The sequence below is a fragment of the Aeromonas sp. Y311-2 genome (genome assembly GCF_027706025.1).
Taxonomy (GTDB): Bacteria; Pseudomonadota; Gammaproteobacteria; order Enterobacterales; family Aeromonadaceae; genus Aeromonas; species Aeromonas veronii.
Genome location: NZ_JAPDCL010000014.1, coordinates 43,243 through 67,126 on the forward strand (window position 1 = coordinate 43,243; position 23,884 = coordinate 67,126).

Genomic DNA, 23,884 nt, shown 5'->3' on the forward strand with positions numbered 1-23,884 from the left:
GACTCCCGTCATGAGCGTCGGGAGAGCAGGGCATAATAGAGCAAGGGTATCACCACCAGGGTGAGCAAAGTGGAGACCAGGATCCCGAAAATCAGGCTGATGGCCAGTCCGTTGAAGATGGGATCATCGAGGATAAACAGGGCTCCGATCATCGCCGCCAACGCCGTCAGCATGATGGGTTTGGCCCGCACCTGCGCCGCTTCGATCACCGCCTGCTCGAACGCCACTCCGGCGCTGCGCTGCTGCTCGATAAAGTCCACCAGCAGGATGCTGTTGCGTACGATGATCCCGGCCAGGGCGATCATCCCGATCATCGAGGTAGCGGTAAACTGGGCTCCCAGCAGGGCGTGGCCCGGCATCACCCCTATGATGGTGAGCGGAATGGGAGCCATGATGATGAGTGGCACCAGATAGGAGCGGAACTGGGCCACCACCAGCAGGTAGATGAGGATCATTCCCACTCCGTAGGCAATCCCCATGTCGCGGAAGGTCTCGTAGGTGATCTTCCACTCCCCGTCCCACAACAGCGCCACCTCCCCCAGCTTGTCGGGCTGCTGCACGTAATACTGGGGCAGATCGATGTCGGCACCGGCGGCAAACATGCCGTAGAGCGGGCTGTCGGTATGGCCACCCATGTCGGCCACCACCATCACCATGGGCTGCATGTTCTTGTGCATGATATAGCTGGGGGCCACCTCATCACGGCGACTCACCAGCTCGGAGACCCGCACCAACTGGCCGCTCTGGCTGCGCACCTTGAGGGCCAGTACGCCCGCCAGATCCCGTTTGTCACCGGGAGCCAGTTCGATGCGGATCGGCACCGGATACTTGGCGCCGTGACCCTGCAGCCAGCTGGCATCCTGATAACCCACCCCGCCATTGAGGGTGTTCACCAGATCCCCGAGATCGACCCCGAGCAGGGCCGCCTTGCTGCGATCCACCACCAGCCGCCACTTGGGCTGCGGGTCGGTCAGATAGATATCCACATCCACCAGATCCGCCGTGGCCACAAAACGGGCCTGTACGGCGCGAGCGGCCGCTTCGCGGGCGGCCTGAGTCGGGCCATAGATCTCGGCAACGATGGGAGACCAGACCGGCGGGCCGGGCGGCACCTCAACGACTTTCAGGTTGCCCCCTGCCGCACTGGCGATGGCCTGCAGCTGTGCCCGAACCGACTGGGCAATCTGATGACTGCTGCGATCCCGCTCATGCTTGTCCACCAGATTGACCTGAATATCCCCCACGTTGGCGCCGCTGCGGATAAAGTAGTGGCGCACCAGCCCGTTGAAATTGATGGGGGCGGCGGTGCCGGCGTAGATCTGGTAATCCTTCACCTCCTCCACCTTGGCAAGCTCCCGCCCGACCGCCAGCAGGGTGCGCTCGGTCTGCTCCAGGGTCGCCCCCTCCGGCATATCGAGCACCAGCTGAAATTCCGACTTGTTGTCAAAGGGGAGCATCTTGAGCACCACCCACTGCACCACCGGCATGGCGGTGGCGGCCCCGACCAGCAGCAACACCACCAGCCAGAGCTTGCGTCTGGCACGCTTGGCGCCATCACCAATCAGGAAAGGGGTCATCAGCCGGTGAAAGAGACCAGCCTTGGCCTCGCCGTGGGCACCGTGCACCTCGCCCTTGAGCAAATGGCTCGCCAGCCAGGGGGAGAAGATAAAGGCCACCAGCAGGGAGATGAGCATCCCCATGCTGGCATTGATGGGAATGGGGCTCATGTAAGGGCCCATCAGCCCGCTGACAAAGGCCATCGGCAGCAGGGCCGCGATGACGGTCAGGGTCGCCAGTATGGTCGGCCCCCCCACCTCGTCTACCGCCCCCGGAATAAGCTCCTTGAGCGACCCCTTGCCCAAACCGCGATGGCGGTGGATGTTCTCCACCACCACGATGGCGTCATCCACCAGAATGCCGATGGAGAAGATCAGCGCAAACAGCGACACCCGGTTGAGGGTAAAGCCCCAGGCCCAGCTGGCGAAGAGAGTCAGCGCCAGGGTGATGACGATGGCAACGCCAACTACCAACGCCTCGCGCCAACCCATGCTCACCAGTACCAGCAGCACCACCGCCGTGGTGGCAAAAATCAGCTTGCCGAGCAGGGTGTTGGATTTGGTCTCGGCGGTAACGCCGTAGTCCCGGGTCACCGTCACCTCGACCCCGGCAGGGATCAGTCGGTTCTGCAAACTTTCGACCCGCACCTCCACCCGCTTGGCCACATCGACCGCATTCTGGCCCGGCTGCTTGCCGATGGCCAGGGTCACCGCCGGATAACTGGCCTGTCCCAGCCCCATCCAGCTGCGCTTGGTCGGGGTATCCTGACCCAGAGAGACCCTGGCCACATCCCCCAGATAGACCGGCTTGCCGTCGTGCAGCCCCACTACCAGTTCTCTAGCCTCCTGCTCACTTTGCAGGAACTGCCCCACCTGCACTTTAATCTCACTGTTGTTCTGCTCGATAGCCTGTGTCGTGCCTACCTGATTGGCGGCCGCCAGTCGCTGGCTCAGTTCGCCCCAGCTGATGCCGTGGGCGCTGAGGGCCGCCGGATCCGGCATCACCCGCAACACGGCACTCTGGCTGCCCAGCGTGTAAATATCGCGGGTACCGGGAATGCGCTTGAGTTCGGTCTCCAGCTCATGGGCGACCCGGGTCAGCTCGGGAGCCCCCAGTTGCTTGCTCCCCTCTTTGCTCCATAAGGTCAAACTGACGATAGGGACATCATCGATCCCCCGGGGTTTTACCAGTGGCTGACCGACCCCGATCCCCTGTGGCAGCCAATCGCGGTTGGACTCGAGCTGGTTGTTGAGATCGACGATGGCCTGCTCGCGGCTCACCCCTACCTTGAACACCACCACCAGCAGGGCGCCATCGGGTTGGGAAAAAGAGTAGAGGGTATCAATGCCCTTTATCTGGGAGACCACCTGCTCGGCAGGGGTGGTAACGAGAGAGGCCACTTCAGCCGGGCTGGCTCCCGGGAAGGGAATATAGACATCGGCGAAGGTGACATCGATCTGCGGCTCCTCCTCCTTGGGGGTCACCAGCACTGCAAACAGACCGAGCAACAGCCCCACCAGCGCCAGCAGCGGCGTGATGGCCGAGCCCTGAAACAGCGCAGCCAGCCGACCGGCAGGCCCCAGCCTCTCCTTGTTGCCGTTCAGCTCGCTACTCATGGGCCACCTCCTGCTGCTGCGCCCAGGCATCGGGGGCCAACTTGTCACCGGCTTGCAGGCCGGCCAGGATCTCGCACTGTCCCTCGACGCAATGGCCGACCCGCACCGGCGTCAGGGCCCAGCCAGCGGGCTGCTGCAGATAGACGCCATTGAATTCCCCTTGCCGCAGCAGGGCGCGATCCGGCACCTGCAACACCTGACGTTCACCCTGCTTGAGCTGCACCTTGAGCCACATGCCGGGCAATACCCCGGCGGTTTGCGGCGGCAAGTCGAGGCGCAACCTGAAGGCGTGGCTCTGGCTGTCGGCATAATTGAAGCGGGTCAGTTTGACCGGGGTAACAAGCTTGCCATCCGGCAGCAGCACCTGCACATCCGCAGGCTCACGAGCCAGCGTCAGGGCGGATTGGGGCAACTCCACCTCCACCCGCAAGGTGTCGAGAGAGAAGCCGGAGAGCAGCGGGGTACCGGGGGCGACAGTCTCCCCCAACTCCACCAGCCGTTTGGTCACTACCCCTGCATAGGGAGCCAGAATGCGGGTATAACCGTAGGCCTCGCGGGCTTGAGTGAGAGCCGCATCGGCAGCGTTCACCTCGGCGCGGGCGGCGCGATCCGTCGCCTGGGCATTATCGAGCTGGGCGCGGGTGATCACCCCCTTGGCAATCAGCGCCTGAAAGCGGGCGAGCTGGCGCTCGGCTTCCACTTGCTGGGCCTGCGCCCGCGCCAGCCGCGCCTCGGCCCCCGTGACGGCGGCAAACTGCTCTTTGCCGCTGATCTCCAGCAGCGGTTGCCCCGCCTGCACCTGATCGTTCACATCCACCAGCATGCGGGAGACCCGGCCGCTGGTCTGGGCCGCCACCGTCCCCTGATTGATGGCACTGACGGTGCCATCCAGCGTCAGCCAGTCGGTCACCGGCTGTGGCACCACTGTCAACAAGGGCTCTGGCTCCCCGTCCGCGGCAAAGGCCCGGGGGGATGTCATGGCCTGCGATGTCATCACCAACAAGGTGATCCCCAGCAACCGGATCTTTTCCATCATTACTCTCCTTCCCTGGCGTAATCTGTCACTTCACGGGATCAGGCGGTATGGGACTGGCGCACCTTATCCACTCCCCGAGCTGGCGCCTTGGTCAGCACCCTGGCCAGCCCTCTGTCAAACAGCAAGATCCCGGCCACCATGGCCGCTATAAACAACATTATCATGGGCTGCCCGCTGGAAATGAGACTCAGAGCAGGCCCTGGGCAGATACCGACCAATCCCCAGCCGATACCAAACAGCGCGGCCCCGCCGATCAGCCTGCGCTCCAGCTGAGGGGCTGGTACGGCGGCGATGGGCTCCCCCAGCACACTCTGGCGACGGGGTTTCACCAGCAGAAAATAACCCGGCATAAAGACCAGCAGGGCGCCCCCCATCACGAAGGCAAGGCTGGGATCCCAGGCCCCGGCTAGATCGAGAAAACCGGTGACCCGGGCGGGATCCATCATGCCGGAGATGGCCATCCCCAGTCCGAACAACACACCCGCAAACAAACTTGTCAGCAACTTCATGGCGATCAGCCCCTTACAGCAGATGATGAGTGACGAAGACGGTGATAAAGCCTGCCGCCATAAAGGTGAGGGTGGCGACGATGGAGCGCAGGGAGAGCCGCCCCATGCCACAGATGCCGTGGCCGCTGGTGCAGCCATTGCCAAGACGGGTACCGACCCCGACCAGCAGACCGGCCAGTAGCACAACGGGCCAGCCGGGCAGCGTGGTGAATGCGGGCATGCGGGCCCAACCCAGAGTCAGCGCCAACCAGGCGCCCGCCCCGAGCCCCAGCAGAAATAGCACCCGCCACGGCGCACGGTGTTGCAGCGCACCGGCCAGAATGCCGCTGATCCCGGCCACCCGGCCGTTGAACAACATCAGGATCAGGGCCGACAGCCCCGCCAGCATGCCGCCGCCCAAAGAGAGCAGCCATTGGCTTTCCATCATCAAGATTCCTTATTTTCCGAGTGACAAAAATGGGTTTGCAGCGCCCCCAACACATCGGCGGCCGCCTCGCTCACCAGCGAGTAGTAGATCTGCTGGGAGACCTTGCGCGAACGGATAAGGCCGTAGCGCTTCAATACCGAAAGTTGCTGGGAGAAGGCCGACTGCCCAAGTTGGCTATGGGCCAGCAGCTCCCCGACCCCCTTCTCCCCCTCCACCAGCTGGCAGAGCACCATCAGGCGTTCGGGATGAGCCAACGCCTTGAGCAGGGAGGCGGCGGCTGTCGCATGTCTGTTCATCTCGTCGAATTGGCTCATAAGAGTAAATTAGCAATTGCTGATATTTGTTCTATTGTATAAAACAACACTAAATTAGCAACATCTAAAGTAGATGAGGAGAAAGACCATGACTGTAGATAACGGAGTCAGAATCGTCGCGGGTTGCATGTTGCTGCTCTCGCTGATCCTTACCAGCTGGGTTCATCCGGGCTTTGTCTGGTTGAGTGCCTTTGTCGGGGTCAACCTGATCCAGAGCGCATTCACCGGTTTCTGTCCGGCCGCCATGCTCCTCAAGCGCCTGGGGCTGAAGTAACAGGTCGCGCAAGACAGGGGCGGTCCTGCTAGCGGGGCGTCATCGCGCGGCGATGGCTATCGTCGCTCCCTGATGCTTATGGAGGTAGCCAGTCGGCCCCGTTATTGACAAACTTGTATCTAAATGTTGCTGGAAGGTCGATAAGGCTTTACCTCACCGCTCTGGATGAGTACCATTTTGCCGTTCTTAACACAGCGGAGACCATCAGTGGGCAACTCATCAAGTGACAGTTGTAGACCGACCCTCATCGTCGGTACCAAGGTCGCGAGCTAGCCGCAGGTCTTTCTCTGCCGCAACTCGCAACCCTGCGAGAAGCGGAAATCCACTCCCCTCTTCTCCCTTTTTACACTTGACGTCTGGCAACCAGAGGCCAATCGCCACGGTCGCCATGCCTGCATAGTTTCTGCTTCCCACAAGGAGGCTGCTATGCGTTTTATCTCAATCAAACCGGCTGCGGATCGCGCGGTCGCAACAGGTTCTGTTGCTACCCAGGCTCACCCCCTGTTGAGCCGGCTCGGCCGTGGCATGCTGCCACGCTGGCTGGGCGGCAAACAGCGTCAGCACCACTACCGGCTGCAGATCCGCTGTGAGGATCGCGCCGATATGGAGCAGGTGCTGGATATGGTGAACCACACGTTGCAACCGGCCGGGCTGCAACCGATGCAATCAATGAAGCCGGGTCGCGGCGGCGGGCGTGAGCTGGTGCTCAACCTGCAGTGCACCCCGCCCCAGCGACGCTATCTGGTGCAGTTCGTTCATCAGGTCGGATTAGCACATCCGGTACGCTGGCAACTGCGCCCGCGCATCGACTGCGCTCCCGAACTCAACTGACCGCACACCTGCGTTAACCACTGTGAAAGGGGCCAGCCACGCTGGCCCCGCTTGTTGCGTCCTCTCCGAGCGTCAGGGCATCTGATGATGCTCGCGCCCCGGGACGCCGCGTTTTTGTTTTTCTGCTGGCCATCCGCGCAATCATCTCCTGATCCATCCGCCTCCCGGCGTTTCATCATGGATTGCGCCAAGCCAGCGCTTATCAGAAGGAGTACGCCATGAAGATGTGGCAACAAATTGACATGATCTCCCTGCTCGACACCCTGGCCAGCCTGTTGCTCGCCTTTGTGCTTGGCAGTCTGGTCGGGCTGGAGCGCCAATACCGCCAACGTACCGCGGGCCTGCGCACCAACGTGCTGGTCGCCGTGGGGGCCGCCCTGTTCGTCAGTCTGGCCCAGCGCATCTATGACCTGCACGGCGGCAACTACAACGTGGTCCATGTGGTGGCCTATATCGTCTCCGGCATCGGCTTTCTCGGCGCTGGCGTCATCATGCGCGAATCGGGCAATATCCGCGGCATCAACACCGCCGCCACTCTCTGGGGAGTGGCCGCCGTCGGCGCCGCCTGTGGTGCAGGACTGGCCATGGAGGCAATTCTGGGCGCCCTGTTCGTGCTGGCCGCCAACACTCTGCTGCGACCGCTGGTCAATCAGATCAACCGTCGCCCGGTGGACAATCTGGATACCGAAGTGACCTACAAGGTGACGGCCCTGACCCCGCGCGAGCATCAAAAAGAGGTGCTGCACTGGCTGGAAGAGATGCTGGAGCAGGCCAACTACCCCTTGAGCGAACTCGATATCGAGCCGTTTGGCGCGGGGGATCTGGAGATCTCGGCGGTGCTGCTGGCTACCTCCATCGATGGCGACGAGCTGGATGCCCTGATGCAAAAGCTGGCCATCCACCCTCATATCAAGCAGGTGTTCTGGCGCACCAGTACCACCGATTGAGCCGTTGGTCAGAGGAACGAACCATCCGCCCGCAGCAAAAAGCCCCGCCAGCAATGGCGGGGCTTTCTCATATGGGATGGGCGAAGAGTGGCTAGCGGCGGCTGCGCCAGCGCACCCTGGGGGTGATCACCTGGGCAGTCTGCGCCGGGGGATTGCCCGCAATCAGTTGCTGCATCAGCTCGAAAGCGGCGAGAGCCAGCGCCGGACAATCCTGCGCCACCGAGTCGATGCGCATGGGAATGCAGTCGAGCAGGTCATGATCATCGAAGGTACACAGGCGCATCCCTGTCTCCATCAGCCCCGCCTCATTGAGGTAGCGCAGTACCCCTTCCAGCAGTGTAAAAGAGGCGGTAAAGAGCCCCCTGGGAGGCGCTCCCAGCTCGGCCACCAGCTCGGCCATCAGCTGATAACCGGAGCTCGGCTGATAGTCGCGATGACGCACCCGGGCTACATCGGCTTCAAAACCGGCGCGATGGAGCCCCAGCTCATAGCCCGCCAGCCGGTGACGACTGGGGGAGAGATCCAGCAGGCCGCCGAAGTAGTAGATCTCCTCGCCGCACTCGCTGGCCATGTCCCGCACCAGCTCGGCGGTGGCCTTGCAGGCATCGGAGATCACCATGGGCAGGCGCGACTCGCCAATATGGCGGTCGAGCTGCACCACCGGCAGGCGGTCGTGAATGCGGGCATAGATGTCATCGCTGTGGCCGCTGGAGGCGACAATCAGCCCATCCACCTGGCGGCTGATGAGGTTATCCACCACCCGCTGCTCGAGGGCGGGATCATCCTCGGAGCAGGCGATCAGCAGCTGGATGCCCGCCTCCCGGCAGTGCGCCTCGAGGGCACGGGCAATGCGGGCAAAACCGAAGTTGGTGAGATCGGGGATCACCAGCCCCCAGGTGTAGCTGCGGGTCTCGCGCAGGGAGCGGGCATGAAAGCTCGGCAGGTAGTGACACTCCTCCGCCACCGCCTGAATGCGCTTGCGGGTATCGTCGGCAATCCGGTACTCCGCACTCTTCCCGTTGAGCACCAGACTGGCGGTCGCCTTGGACACCCCCGCCAGTTCGGCGATCTGGGCAATCGTGATCCGTTTCTTCTTCTCCACCTGGCCTCCCGGCTGACTAGAACCGGGCTATTGTACTAAGCACGCCGACAGCGGCCAGTGATTGAGGCAAATTTTGCAGCCATCATCGCCGTTACCTGATGAAAGTTGCGGCTTCTCCCCGGGGAAGTAGCGCGCCGACAGGGTGTGGCGACCCTCATCGATGAAACACTCCAGACTGGAGCGATCGCACAGCACGGTGATCCGCCCGCCAGCCCATGGGCTGCTGCGAGTCTCCCACGCCCCGCTCTGCCAGTTCTGGCGCCGCAAGGTGATGCGCCCCGGCTGCCACACCAGCTCGGCCACGGCGCCGAACCAGAGACTCCCCTCACCGCAGAGCCCCATATCGAGCCAGGCCGAGTCGATGGCCAGCCCCGGAAACTCGCCAAGCGTCCCCTCGAAGCGGGTCTGCTCTCCCTTCAATGCCGCCAGCTCCGCCACCGGCCGCTGGCAGAGCCACTCATCCTGCCAGAACAGCTCCCGCGGGCAGCTCATCTGGTGGATCCAGCCATAGGGGATGGTGGGCTGGCTCATCTCGTTCGCCTCCGGCAGACCCAGCCAGCCAAACAGCAAGCGCCGACCCTGGCTATCCAGAGTGGTCTGGGGGGCATAGAACTCAAAGCCCCGGTCCAGCTCGTGGAAAGCCCCGTGCTCGAAGCGCTCGCCGTCGAAATCTCCCGCCAGCCAGCCGCACTGGTAGAGGTTGCGATAATCCTCGCCCACCGGGGCAATCCCCTGCGGGCAGCTGATCAGCACATGGCGATCGACCAGCGGGAAGAGATCCGGGCACTCCCACATATAGCCAAACTCACCCAGCCCCCCTCGCCCGCTACCGGCGATGGGACCCACCCACTGCCAGCTTTGCAGGGTTTCGCCGCGATAGAGCAGCACTTCCCCCTTGTCGCCCAGAGTGCGAGCCCCCAGCACCATCAGCCACTGCTGGCCGTCGTGCCACACCTTGGGATCGCGCACATGGCCGCTGTAGCCTGCGGGCAGATCCAGCACAGGCCCCAGCTTGGCAAAACCGGCCTCACCGTCGGCGCGGGCCAGACACTGATAAGCGGTACGACTGCCATCCGGGTATTTGACATTGCCGGTGTAGATAAGAGTCAGGCGCCCCTGCTCGTCGCTCACCGCCGAGCCCGAATAGCAGCCGTGGCTCTCATAGGCTTCGGTGGGCAACAGCGCCACCGGCTCGTGCTGCCAATGCAGCAGATCGGTGGAGGTGACATGGCCCCAGCCCTTGTTGCGGTGCTCGCAGCCGAGCGGATTCCACTGGTAGAAGAGGTGGTAGCGCCCGTCGTGCTCGATAAAACCGTTGGGATCGTTAAGCAGCCCCACCGGGGCTGCCAGATGCCAGCGGGGCCGATGGGGATCGGCCGCCGCCTTGAGCTGTCCGGCCAGCAGCGACCGGACAATCTGGTTGAGAAGATCGCTTTCCTTCATCACTCCACCTTGTACTTGAGCAGGTAGGAAGCGGCGAAAGCGGCGCCAAAGGCGATCACCAGCCCGATGATGTAATGAATAAGGCTCATGGGCTGGACGATGGCCATGCCGGGAATACCGGTCAGCCCCACCGCCGTCATCCCCACCTTGGCCGCCACCACGTAGGCACCGCCGCAGGCCCCGCCAAACAGACCGGCGAGGAAGGGTTTGATGTAACGCAGGTTCACCCCGAAGATCGCCGCTTCCGTGATACCCAGCAGGCAGGACATGGCAGCCGGCACGGTAATCGCCTTGATCTTCACGTCGCGGGTCTTGAAGTAGACCGCGAGGCAAGCCCCACCCTGTGCCACGTTGGCCATGGCCCAGATGGGCAGCAGGAAATTGACGCCAATTTGCGGATTGGCCAACAACCCCGCCTCGATGGCGTGGAAGCTATGATGGATGCCGGTGATGACGATCAGCGAGTAAGTGCCGCCAAATACCAGCCCCGCCAGCCAGCCCGCCTGCTCATAGAGGGCGCTCAGACCGAACGAGATGCCATCCCCCAGCACCCGACCCGCCGGGCCGATAAAAAGCAGCGCTACAAAGCCGGTGATGATGACGGTGAGAAACGGCGTGAGGATCAGATCCAGCGCATCCGGAATGCGCTTGCGCAGCTGTTTCTCCAGATGGGACATAAACCAGACCGCCAGCAGCACCGGGAAGACGGTGCCCTGATAGCCGATCATCGCCACATCCAGCCCGAAGAAGTCCATGGTCTTGAAACCACCGGCCACGCCCCAGGCGTTGGTCAGCGCCGGGTGGGTGAGGATGCCGCCGAGGGTCGCCCCGAGGTACGGATTGCCGCCAAACTCCCGCGCCGCCGTAAAGCCGATGAGGATCGGCAATATGATAAAGGCCGCCGAGCTGAACATGTCGAGCATCACAAACAGGGCGCTGTCGGCATTGACCCAACCGTAGGTGCGCACCATGCCGAGCAGCCCCATCAGCAGGCCCGAGGCGACGATGGCCGGAATGATCGGCACGAAGATGTTGGAGAGGGTTCGCGCCAACCGCTGGGCCACGTTGAGCTTGGCCGCCGCCATGTCGGTCAGCTCCGCCTTGCTGGCGGTGCCGGTACCGGTCAGCGCCACGAACTCCGCATAGACCTTGTTGACCAGACCGGTGCCGAAGATCACCTGAATTTGGCCCGCGTTGCTAAAGCACCCCTTGACCCCCTCCAGCTTGTCGATGGCGGCCTTGTTTACCTTGCTGTCATCGGCCAGCACCAACCGCAGCCGGGTGGCGCAGTGGGCTGCGCTGACGATATTCTCCTTGCCCCCGAGCAGGGGCACCAGATCCTTGGCTATCGCACTGATATTCATATTCTTCCTCTTATGACCCGCCACGCTGGCGGGCCCTTGTCACATGAGAGTAGGGGCTGTCGAGCCGAGCTTCTAGCCTCAGCTCAACAGCCGCTTGCGCTTGATCGCAAAAAGGCATCCAGTTCGGAGCGGGTCGGCAGCGCCGTCATCGCCCCCTTGGCGGTGGTGGCGAGCGCCCCGCAACCGTGGGCCTGAGCCAGGATGGCGGGTAGCTCGGCCAGAGTCGGCAGCGACGAGCGCCCGGCCAGCGCCGCCAGCAGACCGGCGACGAAGGCATCCCCCGCCCCCGTGGTGTCGATGGGCGTTACTTTCTGCCCCACCCACTCCAGCAACTCGCCATCAAGGCGAGCCACCACCCCGGCCGCCCCTCTGGTCACCAGCACCAGCGCCGGGCCAGAGAGAGTGGCGAGCCCGGCGGCCAGTTCATCCTCGCCACTCAGCAGTTGCAGCTCCTCGATGGAGAGCTTGACCACATCCGCCTGTGTAATTGCCTGACGCACCAGCGGCAGCATCTCGGCCGGGTTGCCCCACACCTCGGGGCGCAGGTTGGGGTCGAAGCAGACCCGCCCGCCTGCCGCCTTGATGTCCGCCATGGCCTGCAGGCAGCTGGTGCGCACCGGCTCGTTGGCGAGCGCGATGGAGCAGGTCAGCAACCACTGACCGGCATCGAAGTGGGGCAACTCATCTGGGGTGAGGAACTGGTCGGCACTGGGGCGCACCATAAAGGTGAAGCTGCGCTCCCCCTCATCATCCAGTGCCACCAGCACGGTAGAGGTGCGATGGTCAGGATCGAGCCGTAGCGCACCGATATCCACCCCCTCCCCGCTCAGGGTGTCGGCCATAAAGCGGCCGAACGGGTCAGCACCAACCCGGCCGATAAAGGCCGCATCGCCACCCAGCCGTGCCACACCAACCGCCACATTGGCGGGCGCACCACCCGGACACTTGAGGTAGTTCAACGCCCCTTCCGGGATCAAGTCCACCACCGCATCCCCCATTACCCACACTCGATTCGTCACCTTGCTACTCCACTGCTGCATCGGATCCACGGTCAAACCCGAACTCTGTTCTGTTGGCTGGCATTATCAGCTAAACCGTTTTAGCCAACCAACAGATCTCGGCACCGGCTGCCATTTTTGTGATCGGGATAACGAACTAGAACCAGGTTTCCATCTGTAAGCCAAAGTTCCACTCGCCACCGGCGGTGAAGTTGCTCTGGCCCATGGCATCGTCGCTGGCGTAGTTGTCGAGCTCGGAGGACCAGTCCATCCAGCTGGCGAACACCCGCAGCTCGGGACGTTCGAAGAAACCGGCGGTCTGCGCCTTGAAGGTGGGGGCGAAGGTGAGCTTGGTGAAGTTGCCGTTCACCGCCTGGCGTCCCTTGTAACCCTTGGGGTCGAGATCCATGTACTGCCAGGCCGCCTCGTAGACCAGCTCGACGTTCTGGCTCAGCACCTGCGCCACCCGGGTATTGAAGGTGAGCCAGCGGTACTCGTCCCCTTTCACGTAGCGATCCTGACTCTGCTCGGCTAGCAGGGCCGGGGCAAAACGCCAGCGCGAGTTGAGATCGGTGGCGCCAAACACGGCGACCCGCACTGCATCGGCGTCCGGCAACAGCTCGCTGTCAGAGCCCAGCCCCTTGACCTCGGCCCCCAGCCCATGACCGTACAGCACCGCCGCCTTGGCAAAACCGGGGTTGATGCCAAAGAAGCTCTCGCCGTGGTAGGCCAGCAGGGTGTGTGCCCCCTTGTCCGCCGCCTCGCTGCCCGCCCCCTTGTCATTGATGCGGGCATCATTGTCCTTGGCCGAGAGACCGTTCACCATCCATTGCCAGTTGCCGACGCGGTTGTTCATGGTGAGGATGTAGCTCTCGATATCGGAAAGACCGCTGGCGCTGATGTCGCCGTAATCGCGGCCATAGAGGGAGAAGTTGGCCTTCCAGCTATCGGCCAGCTGCACGTCGTAGACACCGCCGCCGGTACCGGCCAGGAACACCACGTCGGAATCGAGCCAGTGGATGTCGAAGTTGTCCCGATCAAAGCGCTTACCCGCCCACAGCACCGCATTCTTGAAGGGGCCGTCGAAGCTCGCCAGATTGCCGATCTCGGCAAACACCTGACGGGTATTGAGGCTCGAATCGCTGGCGGTCCAGTCGTTGCTGGTCTCCACCCCGTCAGCCAGCATCAGCTTGTAGCGGGCCCAGCTGCCATCCTCGAAGGTCTGGGTTTTCAGCAGGTTGGCCTCCATGTAGGTGTCATCCTCGTTGCCAAGACGACCGACAGCCCCGCCCACCGAACCGGCTGGCGTGATGTAGGGGCCGCCGCGCCCACCGTTGCCATTGCTGTTGACCAACAGGCCCGAGCGAGCGTAAGCGTGAAACTCGAAACCTTGGGCACCGGCGGTCTTCTCATCCACCTTCTGGCTGCGGTTGTCGGCCACCTGCGCCTGCTCACTCGCCGCGCTCGCCTTCACTTCCGCCTGACTGGCACGGCTCTCTGCTGCCTCGGCTCTCGCTTCAGCCGCCTGTACCCGCGCCTCCAGCGCCGCCAGACGGGCCTCGATACCGCCATCCGCCGCCCACAGCGGGTTGCTCATCCCCAATCCCAGCGCTACCGCCAGCGCCAACTTGCTCTTGAACATCATCATCTTCCTCACCTGTCATCTGTAGCCCGAACGGGCGCTGTTGTTATCGACAGCCAGAGCATAGCTAAACCGCTTTAGCCAACTCAATACAGCAACTAAACCGTTTCAGCAATAGTGTGAGCGGGATAACATTTGTACAGCAGGAATTGGCGGGAGTTGTGAGGAGGATCCCTCATCAGGATCCACTCAATAGGGCGGACCCTGGCTAAACGGCGGGCAAAAAAAGAGCCGGCACAAGGCCGGCTCTGTTTATTCGGGTCGCTGAAATCAGCTGGTCAGATCGTCGAAGAAGCGTTTCACCCCTTCGAAAAAGCCTTCCGATTTCGGCTTGTGGGTCTTGGCAGCGGCGCCGCTGAAGGATTCGTCCAGCTGGCGCAGCAGCTCTTTCTGCTGCTCGGTGAGGTTGACCGGCGTCTCGATCACCACCTTGCACATCAGGTCCCCTACCTGGCCGGAGCGTACTGACTTCACGCCCTTGCCGCGCATGCGGAACATCTTGCCGGTCTGGGTCTCCGGAGTGACCTTGAGCTTGACGCGGCCATCCAGGGTCGGTACTTCAATCTCGCCACCCAGCGCAGCTGCGGTGAAGCTGATGGGCACTTCGCAGTAGAGGTTGTTGCCGTCACGCACGAAGATCTCGTGCTCTTTGACGTGCACCTGTACGTAGAGATCCCCTGCCGGTGCCCCTGCTTCCCCCGCTTCCCCTTCGCCGGAGAGACGGATGCGATCGCCGGTATCGACGCCCGCCGGAATTTTCACCGACAGGGTCTTGGTGCGCTGGTAGCGACCTTCACCGTGGCACTTGCGGCACGGATCCTTGATGATCTTGCCGCGACCGTGACAGTGCGGACATGCCTGCTGCACCGCGAAGAAGCCCTGACGCATCTGCACCTGGCCGGAGCCGTGGCAGGTCGGGCAGGTCTGGGCACTGCTGCCGGTGTGGGCACCGGAGCCGTTACAGACTTCACAGTGAACCAGGGTCGGCACCTTGATCTCCTTGGAGACCCCGCGTACCGCCTCTTCCAGCGTCAGCTCCATGGTGTAACGCAGGTCGGAGCCACGGGCCGGGCCACGACGGGCACCACCACGGCCACCGCCGAAGATGTCACCGAATACGTCACCAAACATGTCGGCGAAGTCGGCACCGCCGCCAAAGCCACCGTGGCCACCGCCACCCTGGCTCGGGTCGACACCGGCATGGCCGTACTGGTCGTAACGGGCACGCAGGTTGGCATCGGTCAGGACCTCGTAGGCTTCCTTGACCTCTTTGAACTTCTCTTCGGATGCGGCATCACCCTGGTTACGATCCGGGTGATACTTCATGGCCAGGCGCTTGTACGCCTTCTTGATCTCGCGATCGTCGGCATCTTTCGCCACACCCAGTACTTCGTAGAAATCGCGCTTCGACATACTCATCCTGTGGTTACGCAGACGGGCGTTGGTTACCCAACGCCCGTGAATTCATTGACCAAGCCGATGGGCGAAGCGGACTTCGCCCATCTGGGTAGGGCTTACTTCTTGTCGTCTTTCACTTCTTCGAACTCGGCGTCGACTACGTCGTCGTCAGCCTTGGCAGAAGAGGAGGACTGACCGGCATCAGCACCGGCTGCACCCTGGGCCTGAGCCTGCTGCTGGGCAATTTCCATCAGCTTCTGGGACGCTTCCAGCAGAGCCTGCTGTTTGGCTTCGATAGCAGCCTTGTCGTCACCCTTGATGGCCGCTTCCAGCTCGCTCAGAGCAGCTTCGATCTTGGTCTTGTCGTCGGCAGGCAGGGCTTCACCGGCTTCGGTGATCTGCTTGCGTACGGAGTGGACCAGACCATCAGCCTGGTTGCGAGCCTGTACCAGCTCTTCAAACTTCTTGTCCTCGGCCGCGTTGGCTTCGGCTTCGCGTACCATGCGCTCGATCTCGTCATCAGACAGACCAGAGGAGGCCTGGATGGTGATCTTCTGCTCTTTGTTGGTCTCTTTGTCTTTTGCAGAGACGTGCAGGATACCGTTGGCATCGATGTCGAAGGTCACTTCGATCTGCGGCAGACCGCGCGGTGCCGGACGGATGCCTTCCAGGTTGAACTGGCCCAGAGACTTGTTGTCGCTGGCGCGCTTGCGCTCACCCTGCAGCACGTGAATGGTCACGGCAGACTGGTTGTCTTCGGCAGTCGAGAACACCTGGGACTTCTTGGTCGGGATGGTGGTGTTCTTCTCGATCAGCGCAGTCATCACGCTACCCATGGTTTCGATACCCAGGGAGAGCGGGGTGACGTCCAGCAGCAGTACGTCGGTCTTGTCACCGGACAGTACGGCGCCCTGGATGGCAGCACCCATGGCCACGGCTTCGTCCGGGTTGACGTCTTTACGCGGCTCTTTGCCAAAGAACTCGGCAACGGTCTTCTGAACCAGCGGCATACGGGTCTGACCACCAACCAAAATTACGTCGTCGATCTCGCCAACAGCCAGACCGGAGTCTTTCAGGGCGACACGAACCGGCTCCAGAGAGTCCTTCACCATGTCTTCTACCAGGGATTCCAGCTTGGCGCGGGTCACCTTGATGTTCATGTGCTTCGGACCGGTGGCATCTGCAGTGATGTACGGCAGGTTGACGTCGGTCTGCTGGGCAGAAGAGAGCTCGATCTTGGCTTTCTCGGCGGCATCTTTCAGACGCTGCAGAGCCAGCTGGTCGTTACGCAGGTCGATGCCTTGCTCACGCTTGAACTCGTCTACCAGATAGTTGATGACGCGGTTATCGAAGTCTTCACCACCCAGGTGGGTGTTACCGTTGGTCGCCAGTACTTCGAAGGTGGTTTCGCCTTCAACTTCGTCGATCTCGATGATGGAGATATCGAAAGTACCGCCCCCCAGGTCATATACGGCAACCTTGCGCTCGCCTTTGACCTTGTTCACGCCGTAAGCGAATGCAGCAGCAGTCGGTTCGTTGATGATGCGTTTTACATCCAGACCGGCGATGCGACCGGCATCCTTGGTAGCCTGACGCTGGGCGTCGTTGAAGTAGGCTGGAACAGTGATAACGGCTTCGGTTACCGGCTCGCCCAGGTAGTCTTCGGCGGTCTTCTTCATCTTTTTCAGCACTTCGGCAGAGATCTGCGGCGGTGCCATTTTCTTGCCCTTCACTTCAACCCAGGCGTCGCCGTTGTCAGCTTTGGCGATGGCGTACGGCATGATTTTCAGGTCACGCTGCACTTCTTCATCTTCAAAACGACGACCGATCAGACGCTTGATGGCGAACAGGGTGTTTTTCGGGTTGGTGATGGCCTGACGCTTGGCCGGCTGACCAACCAGGATCTCGCCATCATCGGCATAGGCAATGATGGACGGAGTAGTACGATCGCCTTCTGCGTTCTCGATCACGCGAGCAGTGTCGCCATCCAGAATAGCGACGCAGGAGTTGGTAGTACCCAGGTCAATACCGATGATTTTACCCATTTGACGAATCTCCAAATACTTTGAATAAACTGGCGAGGAACTCGCCTTAATGCGTTAACGGCTAGGTGGGGGCTGCCAATCTGGCTTTCAAGCTCCCGGCATCAAATTTTTTGTGCCGCCGCGGCCTTGCTACCTATATGGGGTCGCCAGACGCAGCTTCAAGCCCCAACCCTAAAAAACCACACCCTTTGTCATGGTTGCGCGGTCACGTTGAGCCGTAAACCGGGCAAGATGAACAGGTGCTGCACTGCGAAACAAAAAGCCCGCCACAGGGCGGGCTCGGGCACCCACAGCCAATCAGTCGACCGCTTTGGCGATCATCACCATGGCCGGACGGATCACCCGACCGTTGAGGTCATAGCCCTTCTGCATCACTGCAATGACGGTGTTCGGGGCCACATCGGCACTCGGCACCATGCTCATCGCCTGATGGGCGTTGGGGTCAAACGGCTGGTTGATCGGGTCGAGCGCCACCAGACCAAACTTGGCCACACCGCTCTGCATGGATTTCAGGGTCAGCTCGACACCTTCGATCATCGGCTTGAGGGCTTCGTTCTCCTTGTCGGCCAGTTCGATGGCACGCTCAAGGTTGTCCAGCACCGGCAGCAGTTCGTTGGCGAACTTCTCCAAAGCAAACTTGTGCGCCTTCTCCACATCCAGCTCGGTACGACGGCGCAGGTTCTCCATCTCGGCGGCGGTACGCAGGGCGCGTTCACGCTCTTCCGCCGCTTTTTGGATGGCGGTTTCCAGCTGCGCTTCCAGTTCGGCAATGCGGGCCTGCTCGGCTGTCACTTCACTGTCTACATCGGTCGGCTCGACTGGCTGGGCTTCCACTTGCTCCATCGCTTCAACCTTTTGCTCTTCGTGGTTCATGACATCTCCAATTCCGGGGTTACTTATGAGGGCCCTGACGTCTGGTTGAGCGACCGGACGACAACAGACCGACTATGTTGGCGCTATTATGGGGATGCATCCCCGGCTTTCAAGGGGTAAAGGGCAATCAGGGTTGCTGAATAGCAGCAACCGTCGGTTTATCCGGGTTACCGCTCACCGTTTAACCAGTAGCCTCAAGGGGATAGCCAGCCCCGTCACACGGGAGAGCGTCACAAGCGGAGCAAAGCACTGTATACTGGCCCGCAATACCCATCCCAGATCTGACTGACTATGGATTCTCCGTTCAAAACCATCGCCCTGATTGGCAAACCCCACCATGAGGGGGCCAACCAGACGCTGACCGGCCTGCATCAATACCTGACCGCCCGCGGCTTTAGGGTACTGGTGGAGAGCCGGGTCGCCCAGACCCTGAGCATCCTCGATGAAAACGTGATGGATCTGGTACAACTGGGCCAGCAGGCCGATCTCGCCATCGTGGTCGGCGGTGACGGCAACATGCTGGGGGCGGCACGGGTGCTGTCGCGCTTCGATGTGGCAGTGATCGGGGTCAACCGGGGTAACCTCGGCTTTCTGACCGACCTCTCGCCGCAAGATTATCTATTGCCACTGGAGCAGGTGCTCTCCGGTCACTACAAGAGCGAACACCGCTTCCTGCTGGAAGCCTCGGTCTATCGCCACGGCGAGCGCAAATCGAGCAATCTGGCGGTCAACGAAGCCGTACTGCACCCGGGCAAGATCGCCCACATGATCGAGTTCGAGGTCTATATCGATGGCAGCTTCATGTATAGCCAGCGCTCGGACGGCATCATAGTGGCCACCCCGACCGGCTCCACCGCCTATTCATTGTCGGCCGGTGGTCCCATCCTCACCCCCAAGCTCAACGCCATCACGCTGGTGCCCATGTTCCCGCACACCCTGAGCAGCCGTCCCATCGTGCTGGATGCCGACAGTGAAGTGCGACTGCTGGTCTCGCCAGAGAATCAGGATGACGCCATGCAGGTGAGCTGTGACGGTCAGGTGACGCTGGCGGTACACCCGGGGGACGAGATCCTCATCAAAAAGAGCCACCACCAGCTCCATCTGGTGCATCCCCTCGACTACAGCTACTTCCATGTGCTGCGCAACAAGCTCGGCTGGGGTAGCAAGCTGTTTTAAAGAACCGGTTCAGGGCCTGACTGGCTGAGCGCCACCTCGCTGCGCAGCCAGTCGCTAAAGGCGCGAAAGCGCGGTCGCTCGCGGTTCTCCCGCGGCGAAATCAGCTCGTAATTGCGCCCGGCTGGCACCCGCGGGCCACCCACTGCCACCAGCGAGCCCTGCGCCAGCAAGCTGCACACCAGCACCTCCCGCCCCATTGCGACGCCCATGCCGCCCTGCGCCGCCTGCAGCGCCATCTGATAGTGATTGAAGCCGTAGTGACGCTGTTCATAGGGCAGAGCCATGGCCGCGCCCTCGCACCAGTGGCGCCACTCCGAGAAGAGCTGCTGCACATCAGTCGATTCGGAGGCGTGGATAAAACAGGCCTCCGCCAGCCGGGCCGGATCCGCCAGCAATCCCAGCCGCTCGGCATATTCGGGAGAACAGACGGGCACCAGTTGCTCTTCCATCAACAGCTCCCGGTGCAGATCACTGCAACGGGTGGCGCCGTAGTAGATGGCCAGATCCACCCGCTCCTCGTTGAAATCCACTGCCCCCGCCCGTACCCGCATCATGACGTTCAGCCCGGGCCAGCGCTGCTGGAAACGGGGCAACCTTGGCATCAGCCAGTTGAGCCCCAGGGTAGGCGCAACCCCCACGTGGAGCGTCCCCCGCAGATCCTGAGCCCGGATATCCTCGATCTCCTCGTTGATCTGGCGCAGGGAGTGGCTCAGGGTCGCCAACAGTCTCGCCCCCTCCTCCGTCAACGCCAGCTTGCGGGTCAGGCGAATAAACAGGCGAAACCCCAGTAGCCCTTCCAGATGACGAATACGGTGGCTGATGGCCCCCTGGGTGAGGTTCATCTCCTCGGCGGCGCGGGTGAAACTGAGATGACGGGCCGTGCTCTCGAAGGTGTGCAGCAGGGCTAGGGTGTTCTGTTGTACCAGCATGGATAACCTCGTGATCACGATCGTTACGGTGCAGGGCATTAGTATGCCACTTCCACTTATGGATGAAACTGGCTAATCCATAGTGCCCCTTATTTCGTTTGTCTGGCCATCCACGCCCCTCTTTAATAGGTGCAACCCCTATCCCTGTTCATGAGGTGGACAATGAAAAACGGACTCAAGATTGTGGTCATCGGTGCTGGCTCCAGCTATACCCCGGAGCTGATTGAAGGGCTGATCCAGCGTCAGCACGAGTTGCCAATGCGCGAACTCTGGTTGGTCGACATCGACGATGGCCGCGAGAAGATGGCGATCATCGCTGCCCTCACCCGCCGCATGCTGGCCAAAGCCGGGCTGGCGGTACGGGTTGAAACCCGGCTCGATCGGGAAGAGGCACTGCAAGGCGCCGACTACGTCTGCTCCCAGTTTCGCGCCGGCTGTCTGGAAGCCCGCATCAGCGATGAGCGGATCTCGTTGAAATATGGTCTGATCGGTCAGGAGACCAATGGACTGGGCGGCTTTGCCAACGCTTGCCGAACCATCCCCATCGCCTTGCAGATCGCCGCCGACATGGAACGCCTCTGCCCCGATGCCTGGCTGCTCAACTTCACCAATCCGTCAGGCATGGTGACCGAAGCGGTATTGCGTCACAGCAAGATCAAAGCGGTAGGGCTGTGCAACGTGCCGGTGATCATGCAAAAAGGGGTCGCTACCCTGCTGGAGACCCAGAATGAGCAGGAGTTCATCATGCAGGTGGCCGGGCTCAACCACTTCATCTTCGTACGCCAGATCCAGCATCAGGGCCAGGACCGACTCGGCGACGTGATTGCCCGGCTCGCGCAAGGGCAGGATCCGCTGGTGCCGCGCAATATTCCCCCCTTTGCCTGGCCCAAGGACCTGCTGGCCAATCTGGGCATGATCCCCTGTGCCTATCTGCGCTACTACTACATGAGCGACGACATCCTCAAGCAGGAGCTCGGTGAGGCCAATGGCGAAGGTACCCGGGGCGAGGTGGTCAAGGTCATCGAGCAACAGCTGTTCGATCTCTATCGCAACCCGGATCTCGCCGAGAAGCCCAAGGCGCTGGAAGGACGCGGCGGCCAATACTATTCGGAAGCCGCATGCGAGCTGATGAGCGCCATCCACAACGACAAGCGCATCATCATGCACGTCAACACCCGCAACAATGGCGCCATCAACGGTCTGCCGGATGAGTGCGCGGTGGAGGTCAGCTCCCTTATCACCAAGTCAGGCCCGCTGCCGCTCAACGTGGCCCCCTTCCCGCAAGACACCCTGCGCCTGCTGCAGTTGATGAAAGAGTTCGAGCAGCTCACCATCGAGGCCGCCATCACCGGCAACCGCCACGCAGCCTGGCGTGCCCTGGTGCTCAACCCGCTCATCACCAGTGGCAGTCGGCTGGAGCAGGCACTGGACGAGGTGATCGCCGCCCATCCGGATCTGATGTCAGCCTTCCACTGAGCGGCGTCACGCCTCTCATCGCCCCCTCTCGGTCCTGTACGGGTCACCACTCTGGTGGCCCGTTTTCGCTTAAAAATGGTGGCCACCTCTTTACTGTATATAAGACCAGTATATACTGGATGCATACACAGTAATGTTGACCTATACAGGATGAGACCATGCTGACCCAGCTGACCGTCAACAACTTCGCCATCGTCAAGTTTCTCGAACTCGATCTGCAAGCGGGCATGACCTGCATTACCGGGGAGACCGGTGCCGGTAAATCCATCGCCATCGACGCCCTCGGCCTCTGTCTTGGAGAGCGGGCCGAAGCAGGCATGGTGCGACCCGATAGCGATAAAAGCGAGGTCAGCGCCCGCTTCCTGCTCGACAACAACCCGGCCGCCCGCGCCTGGCTCGCCACCAACGAGCTGGAAAACGAAGGTGAGTGTATCGTCCGGCGAGTCATCTCCGCCGAGGGGCGTTCACGCAGCTATATCAACGGCGTGCCTGTCCCCCTCACCCAGCTCAAGAATCTGGGCCAGCTGCTGGTCAACGTGCACGGTCAACATGCCCACCAGATGCTGCTAAAACCCGACTACCAGCTCGCCCTGCTCGACGGCTATGCCGGTCACCATCTGCTGCTCGACGAGGTGCGCCAGCACTATCAGCAGTGGCGCCAACTGCAAAACGAGTTGAACCGGCTCAAGGCCGAGCAGCAGCAGCGGGAAGCCCGCCGCCAGCTGATCGAGTACCAGGTGCAGGAGCTGGACGAATTTGCCCTGCAACCAGGGGAGTTCGAAGAGATAGAAGAGGAGCACCAGCGTCTCGCCAACGGCACAGAACTGATGCAAGAGTGCGGGGCTTGCCTCGATCTGCTCTATGACAACGAAGAGACCACTATCGCAGGGCTGCTGCAATCAGCCGTCGATCGGGCCGAGGGGCTGGTCAGCATGGATAGCCGCCTCACCCCGGTACTGGAGATGCTGAACGAAGCCCTGATCGGGGTGCAGGAGAGTCACAGCGAACTGCGCAGCTATCTCGATCGGCTGGAGCTGGATCCCGAGCGTTTCAACGAGCTGGAGGCCCGTCTCTCCAAGGCGATCAATCTGGCTCGCAAGCACCACGTCAAACCGGCAGACCTGGCCCTGCACCATCAGGAGCTGGCCTCGGATCTCGCTCGCCTCAACTCCGATGAGGAGCGGTTAGAGGGGATGGAAGATGAGCTGGCCGATGCCCGTCAGGCTTTTGTGCAGGCCGCCGAAGCCCTGAGCCACAGTCGCCAGCGTTACGCCCAGGAGCTGGGCGCCAAAGTGACCAGCAGCATGCACGAACTGGCGATGCCCGATGGCCGCTTTGCCATCGAGGTGCGCCCCGATGCCCAGAGCAGCCTCTCTCCGCTGGGTATAGATCGGGTGGAATTTATGGTCACCACCAACCCAGGCCAACCGATCCAGCCGCTTGGCAAGGTGGCCTCCGGCGGTGAGCTGTCGCGCATCAGCCTCGCCATCGTGGTGATCAGCGCCCGCAAGATCTCCACTCCGACCCTGATTTTCGATGAGGTGGATGTGGGGATCAGCGGTCCGACTGCCGCTGTGGTAGGTCGCCTGCTACGCCAGCTCGGGGAGTCCACTCAGGTGATGGTGGTCACTCACTTGCCTCAGGTGGCAGGCAACGGCCACCAGCATATGGTGGTGAGCAAGCATACCGATGGCAAAACCACCGAAACCCAAATGAGTGCCCTTGATGAGACAGCCCGTCTCAACGAGCTGGCACGCCTGCTCGGTGGCGACCAGATCACCGATAACACATTGGCCAATGCCCGCGAGCTGCTGCGTCGCTGAATCAGGCAATAAAGCCCATTTGCAGCGATGGCGACTGATAACGCTGACAGAACATGCTGACTGCACAGGCACGAACGAGTGCCATAGCCTGCACAGTCAGCAAT

20 protein-coding genes are annotated in these 23,884 nt (G+C 61.7%); 6 read left to right on the forward strand and 14 right to left on the reverse strand.

Annotation, left to right across the window (positions count from 1 at the left end):
* Window positions 1-8: 8 nt before the first annotated feature.
* From OKC42_RS14050 to OKC42_RS14070, 5 genes are read right to left on the reverse strand one after another with little or no spacing between them, the layout of a single operon-like run.
* A complete protein-coding gene (locus tag OKC42_RS14050) occupies window positions 9-3,173 on the reverse strand; it encodes an efflux RND transporter permease subunit (RefSeq protein WP_270657315.1) in 3,165 nt (1,054 codons plus the stop codon).
* Complete coding sequence (locus tag OKC42_RS14055; protein ID WP_270657344.1) at window positions 3,166-4,206, reverse strand: efflux RND transporter periplasmic adaptor subunit; 1,041 nt, start codon at window positions 4,204-4,206, stop codon at window positions 3,166-3,168. Before OKC42_RS14055 ends, OKC42_RS14050 begins: the two co-directional genes overlap by 8 nt.
* Window positions 4,207-4,247: 41 nt before the next feature.
* Window positions 4,248-4,718 (reverse strand): YeeE/YedE family protein, encoded by a 471-nt coding sequence (locus OKC42_RS14060; protein WP_270657314.1) that lies wholly within the window; start codon window positions 4,716-4,718, stop codon window positions 4,248-4,250.
* Window positions 4,719-4,731: 13 nt separating this feature from the next.
* Complete coding sequence (locus tag OKC42_RS14065; RefSeq protein ID WP_064336897.1) at window positions 4,732-5,145, reverse strand: YeeE/YedE family protein; 414 nt, start codon at window positions 5,143-5,145, stop codon at window positions 4,732-4,734.
* A complete protein-coding gene (locus OKC42_RS14070) occupies window positions 5,145-5,459 on the reverse strand; it encodes an ArsR/SmtB family transcription factor (RefSeq protein ID WP_005338008.1) in 315 nt (104 codons plus the stop codon). Before OKC42_RS14070 ends, OKC42_RS14065 begins: the two co-directional genes overlap by 1 nt.
* Before the next feature lie 88 nt (window positions 5,460-5,547).
* On the opposite strand from OKC42_RS14070, the gene OKC42_RS14075 reads away from it, so the two are divergent.
* From OKC42_RS14075 to OKC42_RS14085, 3 genes are all read left to right on the forward strand, one after another.
* Window positions 5,548-5,733 carry a YgaP family membrane protein gene (locus OKC42_RS14075; protein ID WP_201936886.1) on the forward strand — a complete coding sequence of 62 codons (186 nt, stop codon included), beginning with the start codon at window positions 5,548-5,550 and terminating at the stop codon, window positions 5,731-5,733.
* 426 nt (window positions 5,734-6,159) lie between these two features.
* The gene (locus tag OKC42_RS14080) at window positions 6,160-6,564 is read left to right on the forward strand and encodes a hypothetical protein (RefSeq protein WP_201936887.1); all 405 of its coding nucleotides are present in this window, start codon (window positions 6,160-6,162) and stop codon (window positions 6,562-6,564) included.
* A gap of 218 nt (window positions 6,565-6,782) precedes the next feature.
* Entirely contained in the window at window positions 6,783-7,511 is a 729-nt protein-coding gene (locus OKC42_RS14085; RefSeq protein ID WP_201936888.1) for an MgtC/SapB family protein, read from the forward strand.
* A 91-nt stretch (window positions 7,512-7,602) separates the two neighbouring features.
* Here the strand turns inward: OKC42_RS14085 and OKC42_RS14090 are convergent, their stop codons facing one another.
* The 8 genes from OKC42_RS14090 to grpE all read right to left on the reverse strand — a co-directional run bounded on the left by OKC42_RS14090 (window position 7,603) and on the right by grpE (window position 18,376).
* Window positions 7,603-8,613: a LacI family DNA-binding transcriptional regulator gene (locus OKC42_RS14090; RefSeq protein ID WP_064336901.1), complete on the reverse strand. Its 1,011-nt coding sequence runs from the start codon at window positions 8,611-8,613 to the stop codon at window positions 7,603-7,605.
* Between the two features lie 27 nt (window positions 8,614-8,640).
* Window positions 8,641-10,056: a glycoside hydrolase family 32 protein gene (locus OKC42_RS14095; RefSeq protein WP_201936890.1), complete on the reverse strand. Its 1,416-nt coding sequence runs from the start codon at window positions 10,054-10,056 to the stop codon at window positions 8,641-8,643.
* On the reverse strand, window positions 10,056-11,420 hold the full coding sequence (locus OKC42_RS14100) for a sucrose-specific PTS transporter subunit IIBC (protein WP_042657031.1): 1,365 nt from the start codon (window positions 11,418-11,420) through the stop codon (window positions 10,056-10,058). Before OKC42_RS14100 ends, OKC42_RS14095 begins: the two co-directional genes overlap by 1 nt.
* A gap of 83 nt (window positions 11,421-11,503) precedes the next feature.
* Window positions 11,504-12,460, reverse strand: a complete 957-nt coding sequence (locus OKC42_RS14105) for an aminoimidazole riboside kinase (protein WP_270657313.1) — start codon at window positions 12,458-12,460, stop codon at window positions 11,504-11,506.
* Between the two features lie 115 nt (window positions 12,461-12,575).
* Window positions 12,576-14,066, reverse strand: a complete 1,491-nt coding sequence (locus OKC42_RS14110; RefSeq protein ID WP_270657312.1) for a carbohydrate porin — start codon at window positions 14,064-14,066, stop codon at window positions 12,576-12,578.
* A gap of 264 nt (window positions 14,067-14,330) precedes the next feature.
* Window positions 14,331-15,473 (reverse strand): molecular chaperone DnaJ, encoded by a 1,143-nt coding sequence (dnaJ, locus tag OKC42_RS14115; protein WP_005338032.1) that lies wholly within the window; start codon window positions 15,471-15,473, stop codon window positions 14,331-14,333.
* Window positions 15,474-15,574: 101 nt separating this feature from the next.
* Entirely contained in the window at window positions 15,575-17,503 is a 1,929-nt protein-coding gene (gene dnaK, locus OKC42_RS14120; RefSeq protein WP_005338034.1) for a molecular chaperone DnaK, read from the reverse strand.
* A 297-nt stretch (window positions 17,504-17,800) separates the two neighbouring features.
* Window positions 17,801-18,376 carry a nucleotide exchange factor GrpE gene (gene grpE / locus OKC42_RS14125; RefSeq protein ID WP_005338036.1) on the reverse strand — a complete coding sequence of 192 codons (576 nt, stop codon included), beginning with the start codon at window positions 18,374-18,376 and terminating at the stop codon, window positions 17,801-17,803.
* 291 nt (window positions 18,377-18,667) lie between these two features.
* Between grpE and nadK the strand changes: the two genes are divergently transcribed.
* A complete protein-coding gene (nadK, locus tag OKC42_RS14130) occupies window positions 18,668-19,552 on the forward strand; it encodes an NAD(+) kinase (protein WP_270657311.1) in 885 nt (294 codons plus the stop codon).
* On the opposite strand, the gene OKC42_RS14135 is transcribed toward nadK, so the two are convergent.
* Window positions 19,549-20,481, reverse strand: coding sequence for a LysR substrate-binding domain-containing protein (locus OKC42_RS14135; RefSeq protein ID WP_270657310.1), 933 nt, complete (start codon window positions 20,479-20,481; stop codon window positions 19,549-19,551). The genes nadK and OKC42_RS14135 overlap by 4 nt on opposite strands.
* 162 nt (window positions 20,482-20,643) lie before the next feature.
* On the opposite strand from OKC42_RS14135, the gene OKC42_RS14140 reads away from it, so the two are divergent.
* Entirely contained in the window at window positions 20,644-21,957 is a 1,314-nt protein-coding gene (locus OKC42_RS14140; protein ID WP_270657309.1) for a 6-phospho-beta-glucosidase, read from the forward strand.
* Window positions 21,958-22,115: 158 nt separating this feature from the next.
* Window positions 22,116-23,780: a DNA repair protein RecN gene (gene recN / locus OKC42_RS14145; protein WP_270657308.1), complete on the forward strand. Its 1,665-nt coding sequence runs from the start codon at window positions 22,116-22,118 to the stop codon at window positions 23,778-23,780.
* Window positions 23,781-23,884: the final 104 nt, after the last annotated feature.